This window comes from Peribacillus sp. NPDC101481 (genome assembly GCF_044767165.1).
Taxonomy (GTDB): domain Bacteria; phylum Bacillota; class Bacilli; order Bacillales; family DSM-1321; genus Peribacillus.
This window is the reverse complement of record NZ_JBIWNJ010000001.1, coordinates 555,524-576,380: the sequence shown is the minus strand read 5'-3', so window position 1 is coordinate 576,380 and position 20,857 is coordinate 555,524. Positions and strand designations below refer to the sequence as shown.

General features: G+C 41.2%; 21 protein-coding genes, 1 pseudogene and 2 riboswitches. Of the genes and pseudogenes, 18 read left to right on the top strand and 4 right to left on the bottom strand.

All coding sequences use genetic code 11. From position 1 onward, the window contains the following. Positions 1-14: 14 nt before the first annotated feature. The 6 genes from ACIROD_RS02655 (at position 15) to ACIROD_RS02630 (ending at position 6,688) form a co-directional block, all read left to right on the top strand. Positions 15-1,781, top strand: a complete 1,767-nt coding sequence (locus ACIROD_RS02655; protein WP_402937695.1) for an ATP-binding protein — start codon at positions 15-17, stop codon at positions 1,779-1,781. Positions 1,782-1,931: 150 nt separating this feature from the next. Continuing rightward, positions 1,932-2,639, top strand: coding sequence for a hypothetical protein (locus tag ACIROD_RS02650; protein WP_137017690.1), 708 nt, complete (start codon positions 1,932-1,934; stop codon positions 2,637-2,639). A gap of 179 nt (positions 2,640-2,818) precedes the next feature. Continuing rightward, positions 2,819-2,989, top strand: coding sequence for a YozD family protein (locus ACIROD_RS02645; protein WP_064505166.1), 171 nt, complete (start codon positions 2,819-2,821; stop codon positions 2,987-2,989). A 240-nt stretch (positions 2,990-3,229) separates the two neighbouring features. Next, positions 3,230-3,934 carry a purine-nucleoside phosphorylase gene (deoD, locus tag ACIROD_RS02640; protein ID WP_402937692.1) on the top strand — a complete coding sequence of 235 codons (705 nt, stop codon included), beginning with the start codon at positions 3,230-3,232 and terminating at the stop codon, positions 3,932-3,934. A gap of 260 nt (positions 3,935-4,194) precedes the next feature. Continuing rightward, positions 4,195-5,685, top strand: a complete 1,491-nt coding sequence (locus tag ACIROD_RS02635) for a lmo1851 family serine protease (RefSeq protein ID WP_402937689.1) — start codon at positions 4,195-4,197, stop codon at positions 5,683-5,685. Positions 5,686-5,797: 112 nt separating this feature from the next. Then, the gene (locus tag ACIROD_RS02630; RefSeq protein WP_101225245.1) at positions 5,798-6,688 is read left to right on the top strand and encodes an LCP family protein; all 891 of its coding nucleotides are present in this window, start codon (positions 5,798-5,800) and stop codon (positions 6,686-6,688) included. Between the two features lie 91 nt (positions 6,689-6,779). Here the strand turns inward: ACIROD_RS02630 and mtnA are convergent, their stop codons facing one another. From mtnA to ACIROD_RS02615, 3 genes are all read right to left on the bottom strand, one after another. Beyond that, complete coding sequence (gene mtnA / locus ACIROD_RS02625) at positions 6,780-7,826, bottom strand: S-methyl-5-thioribose-1-phosphate isomerase (RefSeq protein WP_402937686.1); 1,047 nt, start codon at positions 7,824-7,826, stop codon at positions 6,780-6,782. A gap of 14 nt (positions 7,827-7,840) precedes the next feature. After that, a complete protein-coding gene (gene mtnK / locus ACIROD_RS02620) occupies positions 7,841-9,043 on the bottom strand; it encodes an S-methyl-5-thioribose kinase (protein ID WP_402937683.1) in 1,203 nt (400 codons plus the stop codon). 78 nt (positions 9,044-9,121) lie between these two features. Continuing rightward, positions 9,122-9,275, bottom strand: a riboswitch (SAM riboswitch). A 71-nt stretch (positions 9,276-9,346) separates the two neighbouring features. Beyond that, positions 9,347-10,129, bottom strand: coding sequence for a carbon-nitrogen family hydrolase (locus ACIROD_RS02615; RefSeq protein WP_402937680.1), 783 nt, complete (start codon positions 10,127-10,129; stop codon positions 9,347-9,349). Positions 10,130-10,229: 100 nt separating this feature from the next. Between ACIROD_RS02615 and ACIROD_RS02610 the strand changes: the two genes are divergently transcribed. From ACIROD_RS02610 to ACIROD_RS02580, 7 genes and pseudogenes are all read left to right on the top strand, one after another. Next, positions 10,230-11,402: a pyridoxal phosphate-dependent aminotransferase gene (locus ACIROD_RS02610; protein ID WP_402937677.1), complete on the top strand. Its 1,173-nt coding sequence runs from the start codon at positions 10,230-10,232 to the stop codon at positions 11,400-11,402. Between the two features lie 131 nt (positions 11,403-11,533). Beyond that, positions 11,534-11,687, top strand: a riboswitch (SAM riboswitch). Positions 11,688-11,792: 105 nt separating this feature from the next. Further along, entirely contained in the window at positions 11,793-13,025 is a 1,233-nt protein-coding gene (mtnW, locus tag ACIROD_RS02605; protein ID WP_402937674.1) for a 2,3-diketo-5-methylthiopentyl-1-phosphate enolase, read from the top strand. A gap of 6 nt (positions 13,026-13,031) precedes the next feature. After that, positions 13,032-13,685 carry a 2-hydroxy-3-keto-5-methylthiopentenyl-1-phosphate phosphatase gene (locus tag ACIROD_RS02600; protein ID WP_402937671.1) on the top strand — a complete coding sequence of 218 codons (654 nt, stop codon included), beginning with the start codon at positions 13,032-13,034 and terminating at the stop codon, positions 13,683-13,685. A 3-nt stretch (positions 13,686-13,688) separates the two neighbouring features. Then, on the top strand, positions 13,689-14,318 hold the full coding sequence (locus tag ACIROD_RS02595) for a methylthioribulose 1-phosphate dehydratase (protein WP_402937668.1): 630 nt from the start codon (positions 13,689-13,691) through the stop codon (positions 14,316-14,318). 24 nt (positions 14,319-14,342) lie between these two features. Further along, on the top strand, positions 14,343-14,876 hold the full coding sequence (locus ACIROD_RS02590; RefSeq protein WP_402937665.1) for a cupin domain-containing protein: 534 nt from the start codon (positions 14,343-14,345) through the stop codon (positions 14,874-14,876). Between the two features lie 437 nt (positions 14,877-15,313). Then, on the top strand, positions 15,314-16,240 hold the full coding sequence (locus ACIROD_RS02585) for a CobW family GTP-binding protein (protein ID WP_402937663.1): 927 nt from the start codon (positions 15,314-15,316) through the stop codon (positions 16,238-16,240). Positions 16,241-16,305: 65 nt separating this feature from the next. Further along, positions 16,306-16,452 (top strand): annotated as a pseudogene (locus tag ACIROD_RS02580) (DUF2188 domain-containing protein); the annotation flags it as partial. Between the two features lie 57 nt (positions 16,453-16,509). Here ACIROD_RS02580 and ACIROD_RS02575 read toward each other — a convergent pair. Then, positions 16,510-16,752: a DNA alkylation repair protein gene (locus ACIROD_RS02575; protein WP_101225235.1), complete on the bottom strand. Its 243-nt coding sequence runs from the start codon at positions 16,750-16,752 to the stop codon at positions 16,510-16,512. Positions 16,753-16,861: 109 nt separating this feature from the next. On the opposite strand from ACIROD_RS02575, the gene ACIROD_RS02570 reads away from it, so the two are divergent. The 5 genes from ACIROD_RS02570 to ACIROD_RS02550 all read left to right on the top strand — a co-directional run bounded on the left by ACIROD_RS02570 (position 16,862) and on the right by ACIROD_RS02550 (position 20,770). Beyond that, a complete protein-coding gene (locus ACIROD_RS02570) occupies positions 16,862-17,128 on the top strand; it encodes a hypothetical protein (protein WP_402937660.1) in 267 nt (88 codons plus the stop codon). Between the two features lie 118 nt (positions 17,129-17,246). Beyond that, the gene (locus ACIROD_RS02565; protein ID WP_402937657.1) at positions 17,247-18,209 is read left to right on the top strand and encodes a YncE family protein; all 963 of its coding nucleotides are present in this window, start codon (positions 17,247-17,249) and stop codon (positions 18,207-18,209) included. 5 nt (positions 18,210-18,214) lie between these two features. Beyond that, positions 18,215-18,901, top strand: coding sequence for a response regulator transcription factor (locus ACIROD_RS02560; RefSeq protein WP_402937654.1), 687 nt, complete (start codon positions 18,215-18,217; stop codon positions 18,899-18,901). Next, on the top strand, positions 18,898-20,313 hold the full coding sequence (locus tag ACIROD_RS02555) for a sensor histidine kinase (RefSeq protein WP_402937651.1): 1,416 nt from the start codon (positions 18,898-18,900) through the stop codon (positions 20,311-20,313). The genes ACIROD_RS02560 and ACIROD_RS02555 overlap by 4 nt, the downstream gene beginning before the upstream one ends. A 19-nt stretch (positions 20,314-20,332) precedes the next feature. Next, a complete protein-coding gene (locus ACIROD_RS02550; RefSeq protein ID WP_402937648.1) occupies positions 20,333-20,770 on the top strand; it encodes a FixH family protein in 438 nt (145 codons plus the stop codon). Positions 20,771-20,857 lie beyond the last annotated feature (87 nt).

Genomic DNA, 20,857 nt, shown 5'->3' with positions numbered 1-20,857 from the left:
GGAGGATCGGAAGGATGCTTAAAAGCCTTCAAACCCGAATTTTGCTTTATTCATTACTTATTGCAAGTGTTCCTCTTCTGATATTGGGGATCATATCCTATGGATCACAACGGTCCCTGCTTGAGAAGGAAGCAAAAAATGCCCTGAATGCGGGTTCACTGAATATTGTAAATGAAACATATAGCTATTTGAACGAACGGATCAGTGATGTGAAGTTAATGAGCGCAAATTCGGTAATCAACAATCCTGGCCATTCAAAAGAAGAGAAGTCAGAGGAACTAAAAAAGTTTATCGATGCAAAAGGAAATTATTACGGTGTCTTGCATTTGGATTTGGAAGGCAATGTCATTGCAGATACATCCAATAAAATGATCGGGGACAACCTCGCGCAAAGGATATGGTTCAAAGAGGCCATAGAAGGTCATGAATTCCTTTCTGACATTTATAAAACCCGGGCATACCCAGAACCGATAATAGCTCTGAGTGCGCCGGTATATGATAATGCAGGGAAAATGATCGGTGTCGTATCTCCAGCTTTCCGATTGGAAGGACTTTGGGAGCTGATGGAGAAAAAGGCTAACGAAATTAGCGATAAATACCCAGTGAACTTTTTCATGATCAATCAAGAAGGCATCATGATTTCGAAAAAAGACCCGCATGGAGTCATGCAGGCTTCTGCCTTGAAAGAAATGGGATTAACGAAAGGTAAGCTGATGGAAGCTTCGTTATCGGATGAATTGTACAGCGCAGAGAACGGGGAAAAAATATATTCCATCCAGCCTGTCCATACGATTGCAAAAACGGAGAATAAATGGTTTGTTGTTGTGGGGGCAGATAAGAAACAAGTGTTTCAGCCTTTGAATGACCTTTTAACACGGTATCTGACAATCTACAGCATCGTTTTTGTTTCTATCATTCTGGCTGTCTATTTACTAACAAAGACCCTTGTACGGCCAGTTCAAGAACTTGTCGAAGCGACAGAGGATTTCATTGGAGGAAAGGAATTCATCATTTCCGATAAAAGAAGCTTCGAGGAAATGGAAAAATTGAACCTTGCCTTTCTAAGAATGATGGAAACGATAGAAGATCGTGAGAAGGAAATCGTCCGAACTGAAAAATTGAAATATGTCGGCCAGCTTGCTGCCGGTGTCGCACATGAAATCAGGAACCCACTAACGACGATAAAGGGCTTTTTCCAATTATTGAAGAGCCAGGATCATGATAAAACATTAATAGAAAAATATAGTGATGTCATGCTTCATGAAGTGGACCGGGTTAATGTATTCGTGACACAACTTCTTGATTTGGCAAAACCGCATCAGCTGGAATGGGAGAAAATCGATTTAAAGGATTTCCTTGAAGAAATAATAGATACCTATATCCCTTCAATTCCGAGTTCTCATGTAAGACTAATTAATGAAGTGACACACTCTGTCGTTGTTTATTCAGACAGGAACCGGTTAAGGCAGGTTCTCTTGAATGTCTTGAATAATTCTTGTGAAGCCATCGAAGCTAGGGGGCAGATTGAATTGCATCATACTTCCGAGTCCCATTATGTAAGATTAGTGATCAGCGATGATGGGAAAGGCATCAGTCCCGAAAATTTAAAAAATATCGGCATGCCCTTTTATACCACTAAACCGGATGGAAACGGATTAGGTGTGGCGACGTGCATTCAGATAATGGAGGAATTAAAAGGGAAATTCCAAATTGAAAGCGTCCGCGACGAAGGAACGAAAGTGACGCTCATCATTCCCACTGCGAACCGTCTCATTAAATGAGGCGGTTTTTGGCTTTAGTGCCATTTAATAAATGGGCCGGTTCCTTAGCTAAATGAGCAAAATGCCCTCTCTTTTCCATTAACCTCCATGTTTGTTTGTGCATATAATTTACTAATCAAACGATAAGGACCATATTGGGGGATGTCTCTTATGGGCAAAAAAAAACAGCCGAAATTTAAATTAGGCGATACAGTCGTAATAACAATGTATGGGACAGTCGGGAATATAACCGATGTAAAATTTCTCGATGGTGCTTATGTGTATGAAGTGAACTATAGTGAAGGTCTTTATATCGAAAAAACATTGCAATCGATAAATGAATATGAAGGTGAAATCCTTTATCAAAAAGAACAAATAGATATTGAATATAAATTTTTATTAGGTGACTTGGTCCAGGTGGATGGGTATGAACAGGATTATTTCAAGATTATCGGCTATCGAACGGAAATTTGGCGCTATAAGGAAAATGCCTGGGAGGATGTAATCTATGAGTTATCCAGAATCTCTGATGGTGAATGGCTTGAAGCGCATGAGGAAGAACTGACTTTGATAGCCGATGCTAAACGTGCAGATGGAATCATTAAAAAGTTGGGTCTGCTACTTCCTAAAAAGAAAAATGAGCTTGCTATCATTGCTAAACAAAACAACCCTGGTAAAGGTGAGCGAGAAATGACAATGACAAAAAATGAAAAAAAGGAAATGATTGATGGACTGTTGGATTTATATAATGATTATTGTAAGCTCTACGAACATTTTGGCGATGACGAATATCGCCACATCATGAAGATCGCCCTTGCTAAAATTGAAAAGGCGGCAGAGGAAATTTATCCAGATCATAAAAAGAAGCAAACGAAGTGAAAGGTATCCTGAATTTTTAAAGGGGCAATTTCCAAATTCCCTATAGAAGCTTCCATTCAAATTGAACACGGATGGATCATGATAAATATAGGCCCTTCAAATGATTTTCCATAATGGGATGCCTTACTGGTATATTTGTCTCTACACATTCATAGACCTTTAAATAAGGGGGCGATGATTTGCGAGAAATTGAGGTTTTTATTGATACAGAAGAGATAGCGGAATTCTTTTTTCAAGAATTGATAAGACGGGGCTATCTTCCAACAGAAGCTGAAGTTGAAGATCTTGCTGACATCACATTCGAATATCTTCTTGAAAAGTGCATAATTGATGAAGAAGTCGATGAGTAACCTGTCATAAGACGGTTAACAGCTTCCTATCCCTTAATTTCATTAAACTTAAAAAAAGACGGCGGACCTCCGCCGTTTTGTTGCGGTTCAAAGGAAGGGTGCCAAAGTCTTTTCATGACTTCCAGTTTCATTATCTTTTTCAAGTTCTAGGATAAGGTTGGATTTTCCTAACTTGTGGTTGATATGGTATAGTAGTTTTTGAATATCATTTCAACCACAAGTTAAGGAGGACATAGTCGTATGAGCGTACATATTGGTGCAAAAGAAAATGAAATTGCGGAAACGGTCTTACTTCCTGGGGACCCATTGCGTGCAAAATATATTGCTGAAACATTTTTAGAGGATGCTAAACTTTATAATGAAGTCCGTAACATGTTTGGATATACAGGGACATATAAAGGGAAACGAATTTCTGTACAAGGTACAGGCATGGGTGTCCCATCCATTTCGATTTACGTGAATGAATTGATGAATAGCTATAATGTCCAGAAGCTGATTCGTGTGGGAACTGCAGGAGCGATTCAGAAGGATGTAAAAGTCAGGGATGTTATCCTTGCAATGAGTGCTTCCACCGATTCCCAAATGAACCGCATGACTTTCGGCGGGGTGGACTTTGCCCCAACGGCGGATTTCGAATTACTAAGAAAAGCTTATGACGCCGGCACAGCTAAGGGCTTGCAATTGAAGGTCGGTAATGTTTTTACGGCCGATCAGTTTTATAATGATAATAGTGATTTGGAAAAATGGGCAAGATACCAAATCCTTGCGATAGAAATGGAATCAGCAGCGCTTTACACGCTTGCTGCTAAATTTGGCCGCCAAGCATTATCTGTATTAACCATTTCCGATCACATTTTAACCGGTGAGGAAACGTCGGCGGATGAGCGCCAGTCAACCTTTAACGAAATGGTTGAAGTGGCTTTGGAAGCAGCTATCCAGGACTGATAATTGGATGTAAATGACAGGCGGGTGACCAGGAATAAGTGAAGCTGTATAATGACAGTTGGATACAGGCTCAGTTATTCCTTAGTAGCCCCATTTTTGTAATGTCAATATATGCCTGTAGTCCATGGAGCTTTCTCTTTGTTTTAACGTTTGCGAAGGCGTAAAAAAATACATATGGGCATAAGTTGTTATTTTTGATAACAATTATTTTTCGATTGTCATGAAAGCTGTTAAAATAGATAGAAATCGTTTATATCGTCATGAAGAATGAAAGTGGTGAGGCTTCAGTGGAAGAAGAAAATCAAGGACAGCCAAAAGAGGCAGGGAAATTCATTAAAATAAAAAAGTTTACGTTCATTATGGGGATTTTCTTAGTCATATTTCTAACTGCAGGGATTACTACAATAGCCTTGACCTTTGGAGATGAAAAAGTAGAGTCATTAGCACCGGATAAGCATGCGGAATTTGAAAAGCTGTATACTACATACGATAAGATAAAAGATAACTATTATGAAGAGGTTGATGAAGAAAAGCTGGTTGACGGCGCAATTAATGGAATGATCAAATCTTTGGATGATCCCTACTCTGCTTATATGGATAAAAAGGAAGCATCGAGTTTCCATGAGAGCATCTCTTCATCTTTTGAAGGAATCGGTGCCGAGATTCAGGAGCAGGATGGAAAAATCATGGTCGTCTCACCGATAAAAGGGTCCCCGGCAGAAAAAGCAGGGGTAAAACCAAATGATATCATTTTAAGTGTGGATGGTAAAAGTGTTGAAGGGCTAACCTCTTCTGAAGCTGTCCTGAAAATCAGGGGCGAGAAGGGTACCAAAGTGGATCTTTCCATCTCAAGAGCTGGTGAGTCTGAACCGATCGAGCTCACCATTAAACGGGACACAATTCCGATTGAAACGGTATATGCGGAAATGCTTGATGATGGAGTTGCAAAAATTCAAGTGACCAGTTTTTCCGAACATACAGTCCAAGAGCTGAAAACGGCGCTTGAAGAAATGTCGAAGAAGGATATGAAGGGTCTCGTATTGGATTTACGGGGAAACCCAGGAGGACTTCTTGACCAAGCAATAGAAATGGCAAGCCTGTTCGTGCCTAATGGGAAAGTGGTCCTTCAAGTTGAGGATCGCAGCGGGAAAAAAGAAGTCTATAAATCGGAGAATGATGGAGAACTGAAAATCCCGGTAGTCGTGTTGATTGATGACGGAAGTGCCAGTGCTTCTGAAATCGTTGCAGCGGCTGTCAGTGAGTCTGCGGACATTCCATTGATTGGTGTCAAGTCATTTGGGAAAGGGACAGTGCAGACTGCCGAAAAACCCTTTAAAGATGGATCTAACTTCAAATATACGGCAGCTAAATGGTTGACTCCTGAAGGCAATTGGATTCATAAAAAAGGGATCAAGCCGGATATTAATGTGAAGCTTCCTGATTATGCCAGCCTTCCGTACATTTCGCCTGACAAGGAATTGAAAGCATCCGATTCTTCGAGTGAAGTGAAAGCAGCTGAAGAGATGCTGAAGGAAGCGGGCCATGATCCAGGTAAGATAGATGGATTCTTTGATGAAGCAACCACGAATGCTGTCACAGCATTCCAAAGGGAACAAAAAATTAAAGAAACTGGCACCATTAAAGATGATACTACCGTGAAATTGATGCAGGTCATCCAGGAGAAAATCCTTAAGAATGACACACAAGTGAAAAAGGCGGTAGAAGTATTAAAGAAAGAAATCAATAAGTGATTTGCCCGAAAAGCCTGTCAGCGATTATCGTTGGCAGGCTTTTTTGTCGTTTAATGCATAGATTCCAATATTAGGTAGAGAATAAGGGGTAATTTTCCGATGAGGTGAGGTAATGAAAGAAAAGGTATTGTTCATATATCTATTGATCTTGATTCTGGCAGGCTGCACTTATGCCCCTTTACCCAAACAAAATGGAAATGCAGGTACGGAAAAAAAACTAACCAAAGAAGAGAACCAGGAAAGTGTGAAAACATTTCTGTTAATTGGTGTCGATACAAGGGGAGAGGAAAAATCTCGATCAGATGCGATTATTCTGGCAAAATACTTTCCTGAGCAGGAAAAATTGAAACTGGCTTCGATTATGCGTGATAGTTATGTGAAAATCCCTGGGAATAAAACAGGATATAACAAAATAAATGCAGCTTATTATTATGGTGGAAGGGAACTTCTCAAAAAAACCATACAGGAAAACTTCGGTGTCAAGGTCGATCATGTGGCGGTAATTGACTTTCAGGGATTCGTGAAGATGGTCGATTTACTTGCACCTGAGGGGGTAGCGGTGAATGTGGACCAGGAAATCATTGATGATATGAGCATTCAAGCAAGCGTCGGTAAAAATGTTTTACATGGCGAGGAAATATTGAAATATGTCCGTTTTAGACATGACGATGAAAGTGATTTTGGAAGGGTTGAGCGACAACAAGAAGTAATGGTTCAATTAAAAACAGCCTTTATAAATCAAATCTCGTCCTTCGAAGGGATGGCAGCCCTTCCTAGTATAATCGAACAAGGACTCTCGTACTTGGATACGGATATTGGACTGAAAACAATAATGGAAATGGGGCCAAAAGCCGTCTTCCATACACCGGACACCGTCGAAACCTTAAGGGTTCCAGTGGAAGGAAGCTTTAAAGATGAAATATATCCCCAGTCCGGAGCCGTTTTGGAAATGGACTACACTAAAAATAAGAAGGCACTTCAAGAATTCTTTTCAAAAAAATAAAAATTGTATTATGGACCTCGCAAGAATAATCACAAAAACGAGAGGGATAAGTAACCCTTCTCGTTTTTTATCATCAATAAAGCAACCTGGATCATTTAACAAAAAGCGGAATGTTTTTAATGAAATCCGGGGTTATGATGCCATTTTCGGTAATGATGCTTGTAATTAGATGATTCGGTGTAACATCAAAGGCTGGATTGAAAGTTTTCACGTTTTCAGGAGCGATCCTAACACCTTGAATGAAGGTGATTTCCGCTTCATTCCTTTCTTCGATCGGGATGGAAGTGCCGGACTCGAGAGTGAGGTCGAATGTGGTTGATGGAGCGGCCACGTAAAAAGGGATACCAAAGTGCTTGGCTAATATCGCCAATCCCAATGTCCCGATTTTATTGGCTGTATCTCCATTAGCCGCAATTCTGTCGGCACCGACGATGATTCCATTTATTCCTTTCTGATGAATCGTATGGGCAGCCATATTATCAGAAATTAATGTGACATCAACCCCCGCTTGCATCAATTCCCAAGCAGTCAAACGCGCCCCTTGCAGGACAGGCCTGGTTTCACATGCATACACTTTTAGCGGAAAGTCCTTTTCCTTTGCCAGGTGGAAGGGAGCCAAGGCTGTGCCATACCGAGCCGTGGCAATTCCCCCAGCGTTGCAATGCGTTAGAATGGAATCTCCTCTAGTGAATAAGGATAAACCATGTTCCCCGATTTTCCTGCACATTTCTACATCTTCAGCAAAGATGGCTTTAGCCTCCGATACAAGTGCTTCCTTGGCAGTTGAAATGCTTTGCGCAGCTTCCAGAGTATTTTCCATCCTCCTTAACGCCCAAAAAAGGTTGACAGCAGTTGGCCGTGATGATGCGAGTTTTTCAATATGCCTTGATACATTTTTCTTGAATTCGGCTAATTCAGCGGTTGTTTCCTGTTTCGCACCAAGTGCAACACCAAATGCTGCCGTCAGTCCAATTGCTGGGGCACCGCGAACTTTTAATGTCAAAATGCTGTCATACACATCATCAACAGAATGAAGTTCAATGAATTCTGTTATGGAAGGAAGGGCTTGTTGATTTAATAATGTAATATGGGTATCAGCCCATTGTACCGAATAAGGTAATGGTGCATGTGTTGTCATGTGCAGGTCTCCTTTTAAATGGTTGAATAAGATGGCAGTGTACGTTGCTTCAAGGCTTCAATGACAGCTGGAACATCCAATTCTTCCCGTTTTTTAATTAAAAAAGCACCAATTTCCAATGTAGCCGTTTTGGCAGCGATCCTTGTTTCTTTATCTTCAATGACATTTAAATCGGCAACATGGGAAAGTCCGATGGTTCGCCGAATCAGTTCACAGCCGGCAAAGCCGAATGCATCTTTTTTGAATTTTGTCAGTAAATAAGGCAGATAACCTTTCACGTGACGAAATGGGCTTTTATTTTGGACTTCCCATAATTCGGAATAAGTTTCTTCAAAGGCATTCCAAAATTCATTAAGGTGTGTGAAAATCTCTTCCTTTCCAACGCTATTACGTGTGACTGCCTGAAAGAGAAGGTTGGCGGTGTATTGACCAAGGTCAAAACCAACTGGACCATAAAAAGCGAATTCTGGATCAATAACCTTTGTTTCAGTTTCACTTGCAAATATACTTCCAGTATGTAAATCTCCATGAAGCAAGGCTTCCTGCTCGGTTTCAAAGCTTTGTTTCAGCTTAGCGACCTCGAGGATCACTGCTTTATCATTCCATATATTTTTGGCGGCATCAGTCAATTCCACCTCGAAATCTCCCGGGAGTTCCTCAAAAAATGGATCTGTGAAAATGAAGACCTCAGTGATTTTGCAGAGTTCGGGATTCGTGAAATGTCGGGCAACTTCCTTTTTGGCAGAGGGTTCTAAATGATAATCGGATGTATAAAATGCCGTTTTCGCAACATATTCACCAATATGCTGTGAAAGCAATGGATATGAATCGCCTTCGATCAATCCTGTTCTAACGATTTTCAAGTGCGATAAATCCTCCATGACCGTGATGGCAAGCTTTTCATCAGAATAATAGACTTGCGGTACGAATTCTGGGCAATAACTTCTGAAATGAATCAGCGCATTCGCTTCAATTGCAGCTCTTTTCAATGTCAGCGGCCAACCTTCGCCAAGTACCTTGGCATAAGGAACCGCTTGTTTAATGATAATTCCTTTATTTGTGACTGTGTCTGTAATATGAAAAACATAATTTAAGTTTCCATCGCCGATTTCTTTACATGTTAAACTTGCATCCGCATTGACCAACCCAAGTTTTTTTGCAAGGGTTATAGCTGTTTCGTTTGTCAATCTCTTAAAATTTGAATGGTTTTGAGTCATTCTTTTCCCCTCCGGATTCAAAATAAGAATAAAAAAGCCTCTTTCATATAGAAAGAGGCAGAAGTTTTGGCTTCGGACCTCTTATCTTCCAGAATATGAATTCTGGTGGAATTAGCACCGTGCTCTGTGGATTTTATAATCCGGCGGTGAATCCGCCCCATTTCACAATGGTATTACAGTCGGTTGCTGGGCTTCATAGGGCCTTTATCCCTCAGCCTGCTCTTGATAAGAGTAAATGTTTTCTGAAATTTTAATCTTCGGGAAAATAATATCAACTTTTTAAATAGTTTGTCAATGGGTAATTTAATAAAAATCAGGACGGCGATCTTCGAATACAGGTATTTTGTTACGTGCTTCCGTAACTTTATTGAAGTCCAAGGTGCCTGTCAGGAGTTCGTTTCCTTCTCCGGCTTCACTTATGATATTTCCCCAAGGATCAATAATCAACGAATGACCGGCAAATATATTATTGACGTCAGAGCCTGAGCGATTAACGGCTACTACATAGGCTTGGTTCTCGATGGCACGGCTAATCAATAAGGCTCTCCAGTGATCGAGTCTCGGCTTTGGCCATTCAGCCGTAACGAATAGAACTTCGGCGCCTTTAGCGGTATGGGCTCGCTGCCATTCAGGGAAACGGATGTCATAACAAATGAAACCAGCACATATTTTTTCATCAAGAGTAAATAAACCATCCTTTTCTCCTGGCTTCAGGAAATGATGTTCATCCATTAACTGAAATAAGTGAAGCTTATCATATTCTTTTATGAGATTTCCCTGTTTATCGATGATGATCATGGTGTTATAGATTCCCTTGCCCGTTTTTTTCGCAATGGAACCGCCTACGATGTGAATCTCGTGTTTCCTTGCCTGTGTTTTAAGAAATTCAATCGTTTTTTCCGCCTCTTGATCAGCAATCTCATTTAACCTGCTTAAGTCGTATCCGGTTGTCCAAAGCTCTGGTAAAATGACGATATCGGGTTCTGACCGTGCTGCTTTTTCAAACCATTGTTCCGCAACCTGAAAATTGATATCCGGTTGCCCGAATGCTATATCCATTTGAATACAAGCTATTTTCCACTTCATCGTTTAAAACCCCCCACATGTAAAAAATGCTTTACAAGACTATGATAAACATATATCATTTGTGTCTAGAATTTCAAGAAATTTCAGAGAAGGTGTATAAATGGTGCAATTCGAAAAATCCAGACAGCTTCAGGACCTACCCAAGCAATTTTTTGCCTCACTAGTAGCAAAAGTCAATGCCATTACGGAGCAAGGACATGATGTCATTAATTTAGGCCAGGGAAACCCTGATCAGCCGACACCAGACCATATCGTGAAAAGCTTGCAGTCTGCTGCTGAAAAAACGGTTAATCATAAATATTCGCCATTCCGGGGGCATCAATATTTAAAAGATGCTGCTGCCGTCTTTTATGAACGTGAATTCGGTGTCAAGCTGGATCCGAAAAGTGAAGTGGCGATTCTCTTCGGGGGAAAGGCAGGCCTTGTCGAACTGCCGCAGTGTTTATTGAATCCGGGTGATACGATCCTTGTTCCGGATCCCGGCTATCCGGATTATCTTTCCGGTGTTGTTTTAGCCCAGGCAAAGACCGAATTCATGCCCTTGACAGAAGAAAATGATTTTCTTCCAAAATACAGTGACATACATAAACAAGTACTTGATAAAGCCAAAATGATGTTCTTGAACTATCCGAACAATCCCACAGGTGCTTCTGCAACTGAAAGTTTCTTTGATGAGACCGTCTCTACTGCAAAAGAGCATTCAATTTGTGTGGTCCACGACTTCGCTTATGGGGCGATAGGATTCGACGGAAAAAAACCGATAAGCTTTCTCCAGTCAGAGGGAGCGAAGGAAATAGGAATAGAAATATACACACTATCGAAAACATACAATATGGCAGGGTGGAGAGTCGGCTTCGCAGTGGGGAATAAGAGTGTCATAGAAGCTCTTGAACTATTACAAGACCATCTTTATGTGAGTCTGTTCCCGGCGATACAAGAAGCTGCTGCAAGCGCTTTGCTTGACTCGCAGAGCTGTGTAGAGCAGTTAGTGCAGATGTACGAGGGACGAAGGAATGTTTTCATTGAGCGATTGAGGGCAATCGGCTGGGATGTCAAAGCTCCTGCGGCATCATTTTTTGCCTGGCTCAAGGTACCTAAAGGTTTTACGTCCGAGAGTTTTGCAGACTATTTATTAACGCATGCCCACGTTGCTGTTGCCGCAGGGAATGGATTTGGTGAATTTGGCGAAGGTTATGTCAGGGTAGGGCTGCTGACTTCGGAAGAACGGCTGAAAGAGGCTGTGGAACGGATAAGTAAATTAAAATTATTTTAACCACAATGATATATCCGATTAATTCACCCTTAAATAGTTAAAACTTATTGACAAAGTAGGGATTACCTGTCAGAATACAAAATAAATTCTTAATCTTTCGATACTTGGATGCAAATTTATATATCAGCGTTTTCTTATTTTGAGCAGGTGGAGGGACTAGCCCTATGAAGCCCAGCAACCGACCGTAATTCCATTGTAAAATGGGGCGGAATTCTTCGCCGGATTTTTCTTGAAATCCACAAGGCACGGTGCTAATTCTTGCAGCCAATGGCTGGGAGATAAGAAGATGGCTTATTAAAGCCTCTTCTTTATGAAGGGGCTTTTGCCATTTTGAGACCATTTCAGGTTAATGACATCGAGAGTTTACTAACGTGATATAGGAGTGATCAAATGAGCGAGATAGTCGCTACTTATTTAATTCATGATTCTAAGGGGAATCATGAGAAAAAAGCAGAGAGCATTGCCTTAGGTTTGACTGTCGGGACATGGACGGACCTGCCCCATTTAGTCCAGAAACAACTGGAAAAACATAAGGGACGCGTCGTATCGGTGACACCACTTTCCGAAGAAGAGAGGGCAAACAGCTACTTTAATCGTAAAGTATACCGTTCGCTTATTAAAATTGCCTATCCGGCAAGGAATTTCTCCAATGATTTACCTGCAATCCTAACGACGGTCTTCGGCAAACTTTCATTGGACGGGGAAATAAAACTTATCGACTTGGATTTTGTCGGTGATATTCAAAAAGCCTTTCCCGGGCCGCAATTTGGCATTGAAGGCATTAGGAAAAAGATTGGCGTATTTAACCGGCCCCTGGTGATGAGCATCTTTAAAGGTGTATTAGGAAGAGACCTAACATTCCATAATGAGCAACTGAGGCAACAAGCATTAGGAGGTGTCGACCTAGTTAAAGATGATGAGATCCTCTTTGACCAGGAACTGACTCCATTTTTCGATAGAATAAAAACGGGAAAACGAATATTGAATGATGTCTATGAAACCACTGGCCACCGAACTTTATATGCAGTCAATCTATCAGGGAAAACATTTGAATTATTGGATAAGGCAGAGCAAGCGGCTGATGCAGGGGCAGATGCCTTGTTGTTCAACGTTCATACATATGGTTTGGATGTAATGCAGGCCTTGAGTGAACATGATCGTATCAAGCTGCCGATCATGGCGCACCCCGCATATAGCGGAGCATTGTCAGCTTCATCATTTTATGGGGTCGGCTATCCATTATTGCTTGGTAAATTAGTAAGGTTATCAGGTGCGGATTTATCCTTGTTCCCGTCCCCTTATGGAAGTGTCGCACTTGAAAAAAAGGAGACCTTGGCGATTGCTGAAGCTCTGACAAAAGATGAACTTTCATGGGAAAAAGCCTTCCCTGTTCCTTCTGCTGGCATTCATCCGGGCATGGTTCCGGATCTAATCAAGGATTTTGGAATCGATAGTGTGATTAATGCCGGAGGTGGAATTCACGGGCATCCTGATGGAGCAGATGGCGGGGCAAAGGCTTTCCGATCCGCTGTGGAAGCCGTACTGGCAGGAAAGGAACTATCTGAAGCGGCTGCTGAGGATGAAACACTAAAAAAAGCTCTTGTGTTATGGGGAGGCCTATAAGAAATAATGAAACCGATCATCTTTTGTGATTTTGACGGAACGATCACCAACTCGGATAATATCATTTCCATCATGAAGAAATTTGCGCCTCCGGAATGGGAAGCGTTGAAAGACGGTGTCCTTCAGCAAAAAATCAGTATATCTTCGGGAGTAGGGGATATGTTTTCCCTGCTTGATAGCGGCTTGAAGGATGACATCATCCAATATGTAAGAAAGACGGCAGGCATTCGTCCAGGGTTTTATGAATTCGTTGAGTATACGAAACAAGCCAACATCCCTTTATATATTGTAAGCGGGGGCATGGATTTTTTCATTGCACCGCTTTTGAATGATATCTTGCCAACAGAGTCCGTTTATTGCAACCGTGCATTTTTTGATAAGGAAAAGATTTATATTGAGTGGCCGCATTCTTGTGATGATCAATGTAATAATGGATGCGGTTGCTGCAAGCCATCCATTATGAGGGAAATTGCGGGTGCGGAAGATTTTAAATTCGTTATTGGAGATTCCGTAACGGATTTTGAAGCTGCAAAACAGGCGGATATTGTCATAGCCCGTGACATACTGCTTGAAAAATGCGATAGCGAAGGGATTCCACATCAAGGTTTTGAAACGTTTTTTGATGTAATTGATATTATTAAGCAGCAGATGGGTGGGTAAAGCGTGAATAATCATTCTAAAGAATGGCAGGAGCTGGCAGATGTTAAAGCTGAACTGGCCGAAAGGGATTGGTTTATGGGAACTAGCGGGAACTTGTCCATTCGGGAACCCAAAAGCCCTTTCTTTTATATTACGGCAAGCGGTAAGGATAAAAGGAAGCAATCGGATTCGGACTTTTTACTGGTGGATTTAAAAGGAAAGCCAGTTGAAGAAACGAACCTAAGACCATCGGCCGAAACTTTACTTCATACAGTCATTTACCGGAAAACGAATGCGAACTGTGTACTCCATGTCCATACAGTTGAAAATAATGTGATATCCGAATTGTACGGGGATGAGGGCCAAGTTTCTTTTCGTAATCATGAAATCATTAAAGCGACCGGTCGGTGGGATGAAGATTCGGAACTTCGGATTCCAATCATATATAATCATGCTGACATTCCGCTGTTATCCGATAAGTTCGAGCCACATGTCGAAGAAGACTCTGGCGCCGTGCTGATCCGCAATCATGGTATTACGGTTTGGGGTAAAAGCGGACTCGAAGCAAAGAGAATACTTGAAGCTTGCGAATTTTTATTTCAATATCAACTGTTGCTAAATCAACAAAAGGCATTTGCAGTTTCTTTAAGGTAAACACTAATGAAGGAGGAATGAATGATGGCGACGATAAGATTCCAGGAAACAAACGAGGTTATTGAAAACGGTGAACAGGTAAAAGGATTTTTAGAAACACAAGGGGTTATTTATGAGCAATGGGACATTTCTAAATTACCGGCCCATCTCGTGGAAAAATACGATCTAACAGATGCTGAAAAGGAGGAAATCCTTGTAGCATTCCAATCAGAGATAGCGGAAATCTCCGAAAGAAGAGGCTATAAAGCGCATGATATCATCACATTATCCGATGCGAATCCAAACTTGGATCAAATGCTTGAAAACTTTAAGCAGGAACATCACCATGAAGATGATGAAGTGCGTTTCATAGCAGGCGGTACGAGTATCTTTGCGATTGAAGGCAAAGATAAACAGTGGTTTGACGTGCGCCTTAATCCAGGTGATCTTATTAGTGTACCAGAATCAACAAGACATTATTTCACGCTTGCAGAAGATAGGAAAACTGTTGCTGTCCGCATTTTCGTTACAGCGGCAGGATGGGTGCCGATTTACGAAAAAGACGAAGTTCAAGCATGAATCAATGTTAAAAAACCAGCTTCCGGGCTGGTTTTTATTTGTAGAAAAAAGGGAAGTCGGAATGGTCTCACCTAACCTTGATTTTATAAAAAAACATGATTTATCCCTTTGTGTTTTTTCTATTTATAGGAAAGAAATCTCGCAAGATTGAAGAAATTTGCGACACTCCTGCCGAATAACTGGCTAGCCGAGACCCCACAGACGCTTGCGTCGAGGAGGCTCGGGAGACAGTCGGCGGAAAGGGAGCGGATTTCTGAAATCGACTGGACGTTTTTAAATAAAAAACTGCAGTCGAACTCGCTTTTCTTCGAATTTGCCTAGTCTGAAACCAGCTTACGGGCTGGTTTTTTTATGTGAATCCGGCAAGTGCTTTAGTAAGGTAATTATGATAAAATTTAACGGAATCGAATTTAACCGGATCATAGGAGCAGATAAGAATGAAAACAACCGAAGTGTACATATTGGGCGGCTTTCTCGGCAGCGGGAAAACGACGCTTCTTCGAAATATATTAAAGCAGGAAAGTGACGCGGGCAGAAAAGTGGCCGTGCTTTTAAATGAGCTCGGCAGTGTATCGGTTGACAGCGGACTCATTGGTGATGGAGTGCCTCTGAAGGAGTTGTTTGACGGGTGCATCTGCTGCACAATTCAAGATAAACTGGAAGTTCAGCTTCATGAATTGCTAACCGAAAATGACTTGGATGCGGTTTATATTGAAACGACGGGCGCTGCTCATCCAGTTGAAGTATTGGATGGCATCATGTCCCCGATCTTCGCCAAAAGGCTGGAGTATAAAGGGATTATCACCGTGGTCGATTTATTAAGGTGGCGCGATCGCGAGGAACTGTCTCCGCAGCTTCGACAGCTGCTTGCCGAGCAAATCCACCATGCCGATTTCATACTATTGAATAAAGCGGATTTAGTAAGTGAGATGGAGGCCGCACAGCTGATATATACGATACAGGCACTGAATACGGATGCTGTATGTTTATTGACGGAGTATGCAGACGTTTCCTTGAAATCATTGCAAGGGATGCAAAGAAATCGGCAAAATAGCCATCAAAAGCTTGATGTACATGACAATTTGCATTTAACTGCAGTCGTTCATACCTTTGAAGGTGCGGTGGCACAAACCGACTTTGAAGAGTGGCTTAGGTCCCTGCCGGAAACGGTATATAGAATGAAAGGATACATTTCTTTTACACATTCACAATACCCCCATTTATTTCAATACTCATACGGAATGCCGATGTATATGAATGAAATGATGAAAATGCCATTGAATATCGTCATCATCGGGGAAAAGTTGGATGAGGAAATGTTGATCGGTCAGTTGAAAGCTTTGGAAGCGAGAGCGGTCCGATAAACGTTTACCGCCCATAAAAGAAGGGAAACATATAAGAAGACTTTCTTATCAAGGAGGCGGTATTAATGCCATGGAATAAGAACGATTACCCAAATTCGATGAAGAATCTAGATAAAGATGTCAGGGAAAAGGCTATAGAGATCGCGAATGCATTATTGGATGAAGGATATGAGGATGGAAAAGCCATTCCAATTGCCATAGACCGGGCTAAGATGTCGGTGGGAAAAGATTGAAAAAATGGTCAGACCCATTTGAGGGTCTGACCATTTTTATTCTTGCATTCCAAAGGCGGCAAATGTCTTTTCGTCTTCTATTAATCCACACGCAGCACATTGCACCCGAACTTCAGGACCATTATATGCTAGATGGAACGGCTGAAGGGAATCGTTCGAATATTGTTCAACAATCTCACCGGATTGCGGATCCTTTTTAACGGGGGTTGCTACTTGCTGAATGAGATTGAAGCGAGATTTATTTGTCCGGCAATTCGGACAGCGGTATACTTGAGACACTGTACTCACTCCTTTTTTGAATTTTAAAAAGCGTAATCGTATTATTAAGATAGTCTTTACGAACTTGATCAATAATATGTATGAATTAGTAATGGATGGAAGGGATACTATGAAGGAAAATATCAGGCAAGAAGAATTACTGGTGGCTTATTTAAGCATATGGAACAATCGTAAGGTGACCGATGTAGGTGGAAGGGAAGTTTTGCCGGAACTCATCCGCCGTGAGCTTTTGGATGAAAATGCCCATCCCCGTGCCCGAAAACCAGTATTGGAGAAATTTTACCTCTCCATTAAACGCGTGCTGGAATCTTCGCTTTCGGAAGAAATGAAAAATGCGATCGTCATGCTCTATATCACTGAATTGGAAAGATTATGATTCCAGATTGTGATACGGTTGCTTGTTAGCAAATATTCTTATCCGCTTCATACTTTTTTCACAAATCATTGTTAAAATTTTAAAAAAATAGATATTTAATGAATAAGGAGCTTAAAATATGAAGTGGGGCATTGGGGTTTTTCTTGCCATCGTACTGCTTACTGGGTGTAATAGCGGTAATGCATTTACTAAAATCAATAAAAGTGAATCTTTCCTGGCGACTGTCAATATCAAGGATACTTCTCTGACTTTTATAGATGAAAACTATCATCCATTTGCAAAATGGGATATTTCAGAACCATTTACCGGAGCCCTGCTCCTGGCAGACAAAGATACTATCCTGCTTTATGGAAAAGAGATGAAGAAAGTCCAAGTTTACTCTTTATCAGCAGGAAAACTGATAAACAGTTGGGAAATTGGGAAAGGAATCGTCAATATGCAATTGTTACGTGATGGAAAAAGCATCGTGGCGGTCAATCAAGCGAATCACTCCATTTATTTTTTAAATGCTGATGGGGAGGTACAGGATATTGTCAAGGTTGGTAAAAGCCCCTTGACCGTTCTTCAAGGAGAGCAAGCAAATCGCTTGTATGTTATTAATTTTGGTGATACCAAATGTTCAGTGATAAACCTTGAAACGAAAAAGGTCGATTTCGAATTTCCCGTACATAGTTCCAGCACCGGCACGTTATTAAGGGAAGAAAAGGATGAAATATGGATCGGAGGACATGGTGATGGGGACCAAGTGGAAGAAGATCTATATATTTATTCGGCAAAAACGGGAGAGTTGAAGAAGAAACTGAAGGCCCCCACCATGCCGATAAAGTTCCTGGAGAATGCTGAAGGCATATTTGTCCTAAGTCATGGTACAAGCTCCTTATATAAATTGAATGATCAATATCAGGAAGTGAAAAGCAAAGTGGTCGGCGTCAACCCCTTTGAAATGGCGAACTTCAATGAAGATGTGGTCGTGGCGGGATATGATAGTGATGAAGTGTATGTAATGGATGCTGAAACAGTCGATGTTAAAAAAACGATAAAAGTCGGCGAAGGTCCGTTCCAATTGATGTTGAGGGAGTAGATGACATGCATGCTTACACCATTTTAGTCGTGGATGATGAAGAAGATATGCGAAATCTAGTTGAAATGTATTTGCTGAACTCAGGTTATCGATGCCTTCAAGCTGCGAATGGAAAAGAAGCTATAAGGATGGTTGAAACAGAGGAAGTGGATTTAATCCTATTGGATATCATGATGCCAGGTATGGACGGTTTCTCCGTTTGTGAAGAGATTCGTGATAATTGGGAGATCCCTGTGATATTTGTCAGCGCGAAAGGTGAAGAATGGGATAAGGTGAAAGGGCTGAAGCTTGGCGGCGACGATTATATCGTCAAGCCGTTCAATCCAGGAGAATTGGTAGCAAGGGTCGAAGCTGTATTGCGAAGGACAGGGAAATTATCATTGAATGAAGAGAATCAAAACCATATCCGATTCGGTAAAATTAGCTTGAACTTACAATCCAGAACGGTTTTGGTTGAAGGGAAGGCAATCAATTTAACCTTGAAAGAATTCGAATTGCTGTTATTTCTCATGCGTCATAAAAGCCAGGCACTCAGCCGCGAACAACTGCTTGAAAATGTATGGAGCGGGGAGTATGGAGGATCTTTACGTACTGTGGATACCCATATCAAAACGTTACGAATGAAATTAAGAGCGGCCGATTACATTCAAACCGTCTGGGGAATCGGTTATAAGATAGAGGAAAAGAAATGATCAATAAATGGCGAACCCTTTCATTTAAATTATGGCTCACCATCATCACCGCCATCATCCTTTCCGTTCTGTTCGCATACTCACTTTCTCAATATTATTATAAAAATCTATATGTCGAGAAGCTTAAAACAGATTTAGTCAATGAAGCGTCATTGCTAGGGGCGGATTATACCGGCGGTGAAATCAGTGATGACTTCAAGGGAAAAGTTGAATGGTTTAACAGTAAGAATGACAGCGAGGTCTTTGTCGTCAACAATCCCAGGGAATTGAGTGCCTGTCTGCCTTTTGAAATCAATTATGATACTCTTATTTCTGAAGAAGAACGGCAAATGCTTTTAGATGGGAAAGCCGTTGAAAAAGAGGGATATGAGAAAAGGTTTGAAAAGAATATCGTAGCGGCGATCATACCCCTGATTGACGAAGATCGCCTCGAAGGTATCATCTATACATATATTCCAGTAGATTCCATTACGGTCTTACTTAAGGAATTTGCTGTAAAATGGTTGGCAGCGATCCTATTATTCTTGATAGTCGCGATATTTTTTACTACGAAATGGTTGAAAAGGCTAATCAGTCCGATTAAGGAAATCGAGACTGCAGCCCATCTCGTTTCAGAGGGGAATTATGACATACAGGTCCATGTAAGGAGCCATGATGAAATAGGTAAACTGGCAATAGCCTTTAATGATATGGCCAATTCCATCCATTTGGAAGAAGAAAGAAAAAAAGAGTTTCTTGAAAATGTAGCACACGAGCTCAGAACCCCGCTTAGTTACGTAAAGGGATACACGCAGGCCATATTGGATGGTGTCGTGAAAAATGATGAAGAACAACGGAAATACCTTCATCTCATTTCAAGGGAGGCCCTTAGGCTGCAGCGGCTTGTGGGTGATCTGATGGACTTAACAAAAATGGATAGTGATCCATTCTTGTTAAATAAAATCCCAATTGCCTATGCCCAATTCATAGAAGACGTACTTGTGAAATATGAACCGATAATAAAGGAAAAGCAATTGGACTTGCAGTTGGATCTGGATCCAGACCCGATTATTTTTGGGGATGAAGGAAGGATGGAACAGATCCTGCATAACATTTTTGATAATGCCATTCAGTACACGGATTCTGGAGGGGCGATTCATATTACCCTAATTCAGCATAAAGATGATTGCGAACTGCTGATAACTGACACGGGTAACGGGATTCCGGAAGCGGATCTGCCTCATATCATGAATCGTTTTTACCGAGTGAACAAAGCACGCAGCCGTTTTGATGGCGGTTCAGGGCTTGGACTGTCCATTGTCAAAAAATTGGTGGAATTGCAAAATGGTAAAATCGAAATAGAAAGCAAGGAAAAAAGGGGAACAAAAGTCAAGGTCATCCTACCGGTTATAAAAGAAGAATGGAATTCATAAAAAGGGGATACGTTCAAAAATGAAAAAAATCTTATTATTTTGCATGACTTTAATTTTTTTGGCCGGATGCGGCAAGGAAGAGGAAATTCCGAAAATGCTAAATGTCGATTTAGCTGTCGATCCAATTCAGGGTAAAGTGAATGAGCCTGTAAAATTTCAGGCAAAAGTGACTTATGGGGACGAAGCCGTGACAGATGCGGATGATGTCAGTTTTGAAATTTGGCTTGCGAATAGCGATGACCATGACAAGATTGCAGTAAAACATAAAAGAAACGGCATATATGAATTGGAGAAGATTTTTGATGAAGAAGGAACCTATTATGTATATGCCCATGTAACGGCAAGGGATATGCACAACATGCCAAAGAAAGAATTCGTCATAGGGAAGCCAAGCACTCCTGAACAAAATGGTGGGAAAAAGGAAATGGACGAAATGGATGATGAAGAAATGAAATGATGAATGACCATCAAACTCAAAACAATTCGGAAGTGAATCCGAATTGTTTTTTTTTTTTTTGAAAAATGGACCAAGGAAATAGGGTAG

Bases quoted from the DNA above. Each gene is read 5' to 3' on its own strand.
- ACIROD_RS02610 (WP_402937677.1), top strand. From the start codon at position 10,230: ATGGTGCAATTCGAAAAATCCAGACAGCTTCAGGACCTACCCAAGCAA.
- ACIROD_RS02590 (WP_402937665.1), top strand. From the start codon at position 14,343: ATGGCGACGATAAGATTCCAGGAAACAAACGAGGTTATTGAAAACGGT.
- mtnA (WP_402937686.1), bottom strand. From the start codon at position 7,826: ATGACAACACATGCACCATTACCTTATTCGGTACAATGGGCTGATACC.
- ACIROD_RS02550 (WP_402937648.1), top strand. From the start codon at position 20,333: ATGAAAAAAATCTTATTATTTTGCATGACTTTAATTTTTTTGGCCGGA.
- mtnW (WP_402937674.1), top strand. From the start codon at position 11,793: ATGAGCGAGATAGTCGCTACTTATTTAATTCATGATTCTAAGGGGAAT.
- ACIROD_RS02560 (WP_402937654.1), top strand. From the start codon at position 18,215: ATGCATGCTTACACCATTTTAGTCGTGGATGATGAAGAAGATATGCGA.
- ACIROD_RS02650 (WP_137017690.1), top strand. From the start codon at position 1,932: ATGGGCAAAAAAAAACAGCCGAAATTTAAATTAGGCGATACAGTCGTA.
- mtnK (WP_402937683.1), bottom strand. From the start codon at position 9,043: ATGACTCAAAACCATTCAAATTTTAAGAGATTGACAAACGAAACAGCT.
- ACIROD_RS02570 (WP_402937660.1), top strand. From the start codon at position 16,862: ATGAAGGAAAATATCAGGCAAGAAGAATTACTGGTGGCTTATTTAAGC.
- ACIROD_RS02615 (WP_402937680.1), bottom strand. From the start codon at position 10,129: ATGAAGTGGAAAATAGCTTGTATTCAAATGGATATAGCATTCGGGCAA.
- ACIROD_RS02630 (WP_101225245.1), top strand. From the start codon at position 5,798: ATGAAAGAAAAGGTATTGTTCATATATCTATTGATCTTGATTCTGGCA.
- ACIROD_RS02600 (WP_402937671.1), top strand. From the start codon at position 13,032: ATGAAACCGATCATCTTTTGTGATTTTGACGGAACGATCACCAACTCG.
- ACIROD_RS02635 (WP_402937689.1), top strand. From the start codon at position 4,195: ATGAAGAATGAAAGTGGTGAGGCTTCAGTGGAAGAAGAAAATCAAGGA.
- deoD (WP_402937692.1), top strand. From the start codon at position 3,230: ATGAGCGTACATATTGGTGCAAAAGAAAATGAAATTGCGGAAACGGTC.
- ACIROD_RS02555 (WP_402937651.1), top strand. From the start codon at position 18,898: ATGATCAATAAATGGCGAACCCTTTCATTTAAATTATGGCTCACCATC.
- ACIROD_RS02565 (WP_402937657.1), top strand. From the start codon at position 17,247: ATGAAGTGGGGCATTGGGGTTTTTCTTGCCATCGTACTGCTTACTGGG.
- ACIROD_RS02585 (WP_402937663.1), top strand. From the start codon at position 15,314: ATGAAAACAACCGAAGTGTACATATTGGGCGGCTTTCTCGGCAGCGGG.
- ACIROD_RS02655 (WP_402937695.1), top strand. From the start codon at position 15: ATGCTTAAAAGCCTTCAAACCCGAATTTTGCTTTATTCATTACTTATT.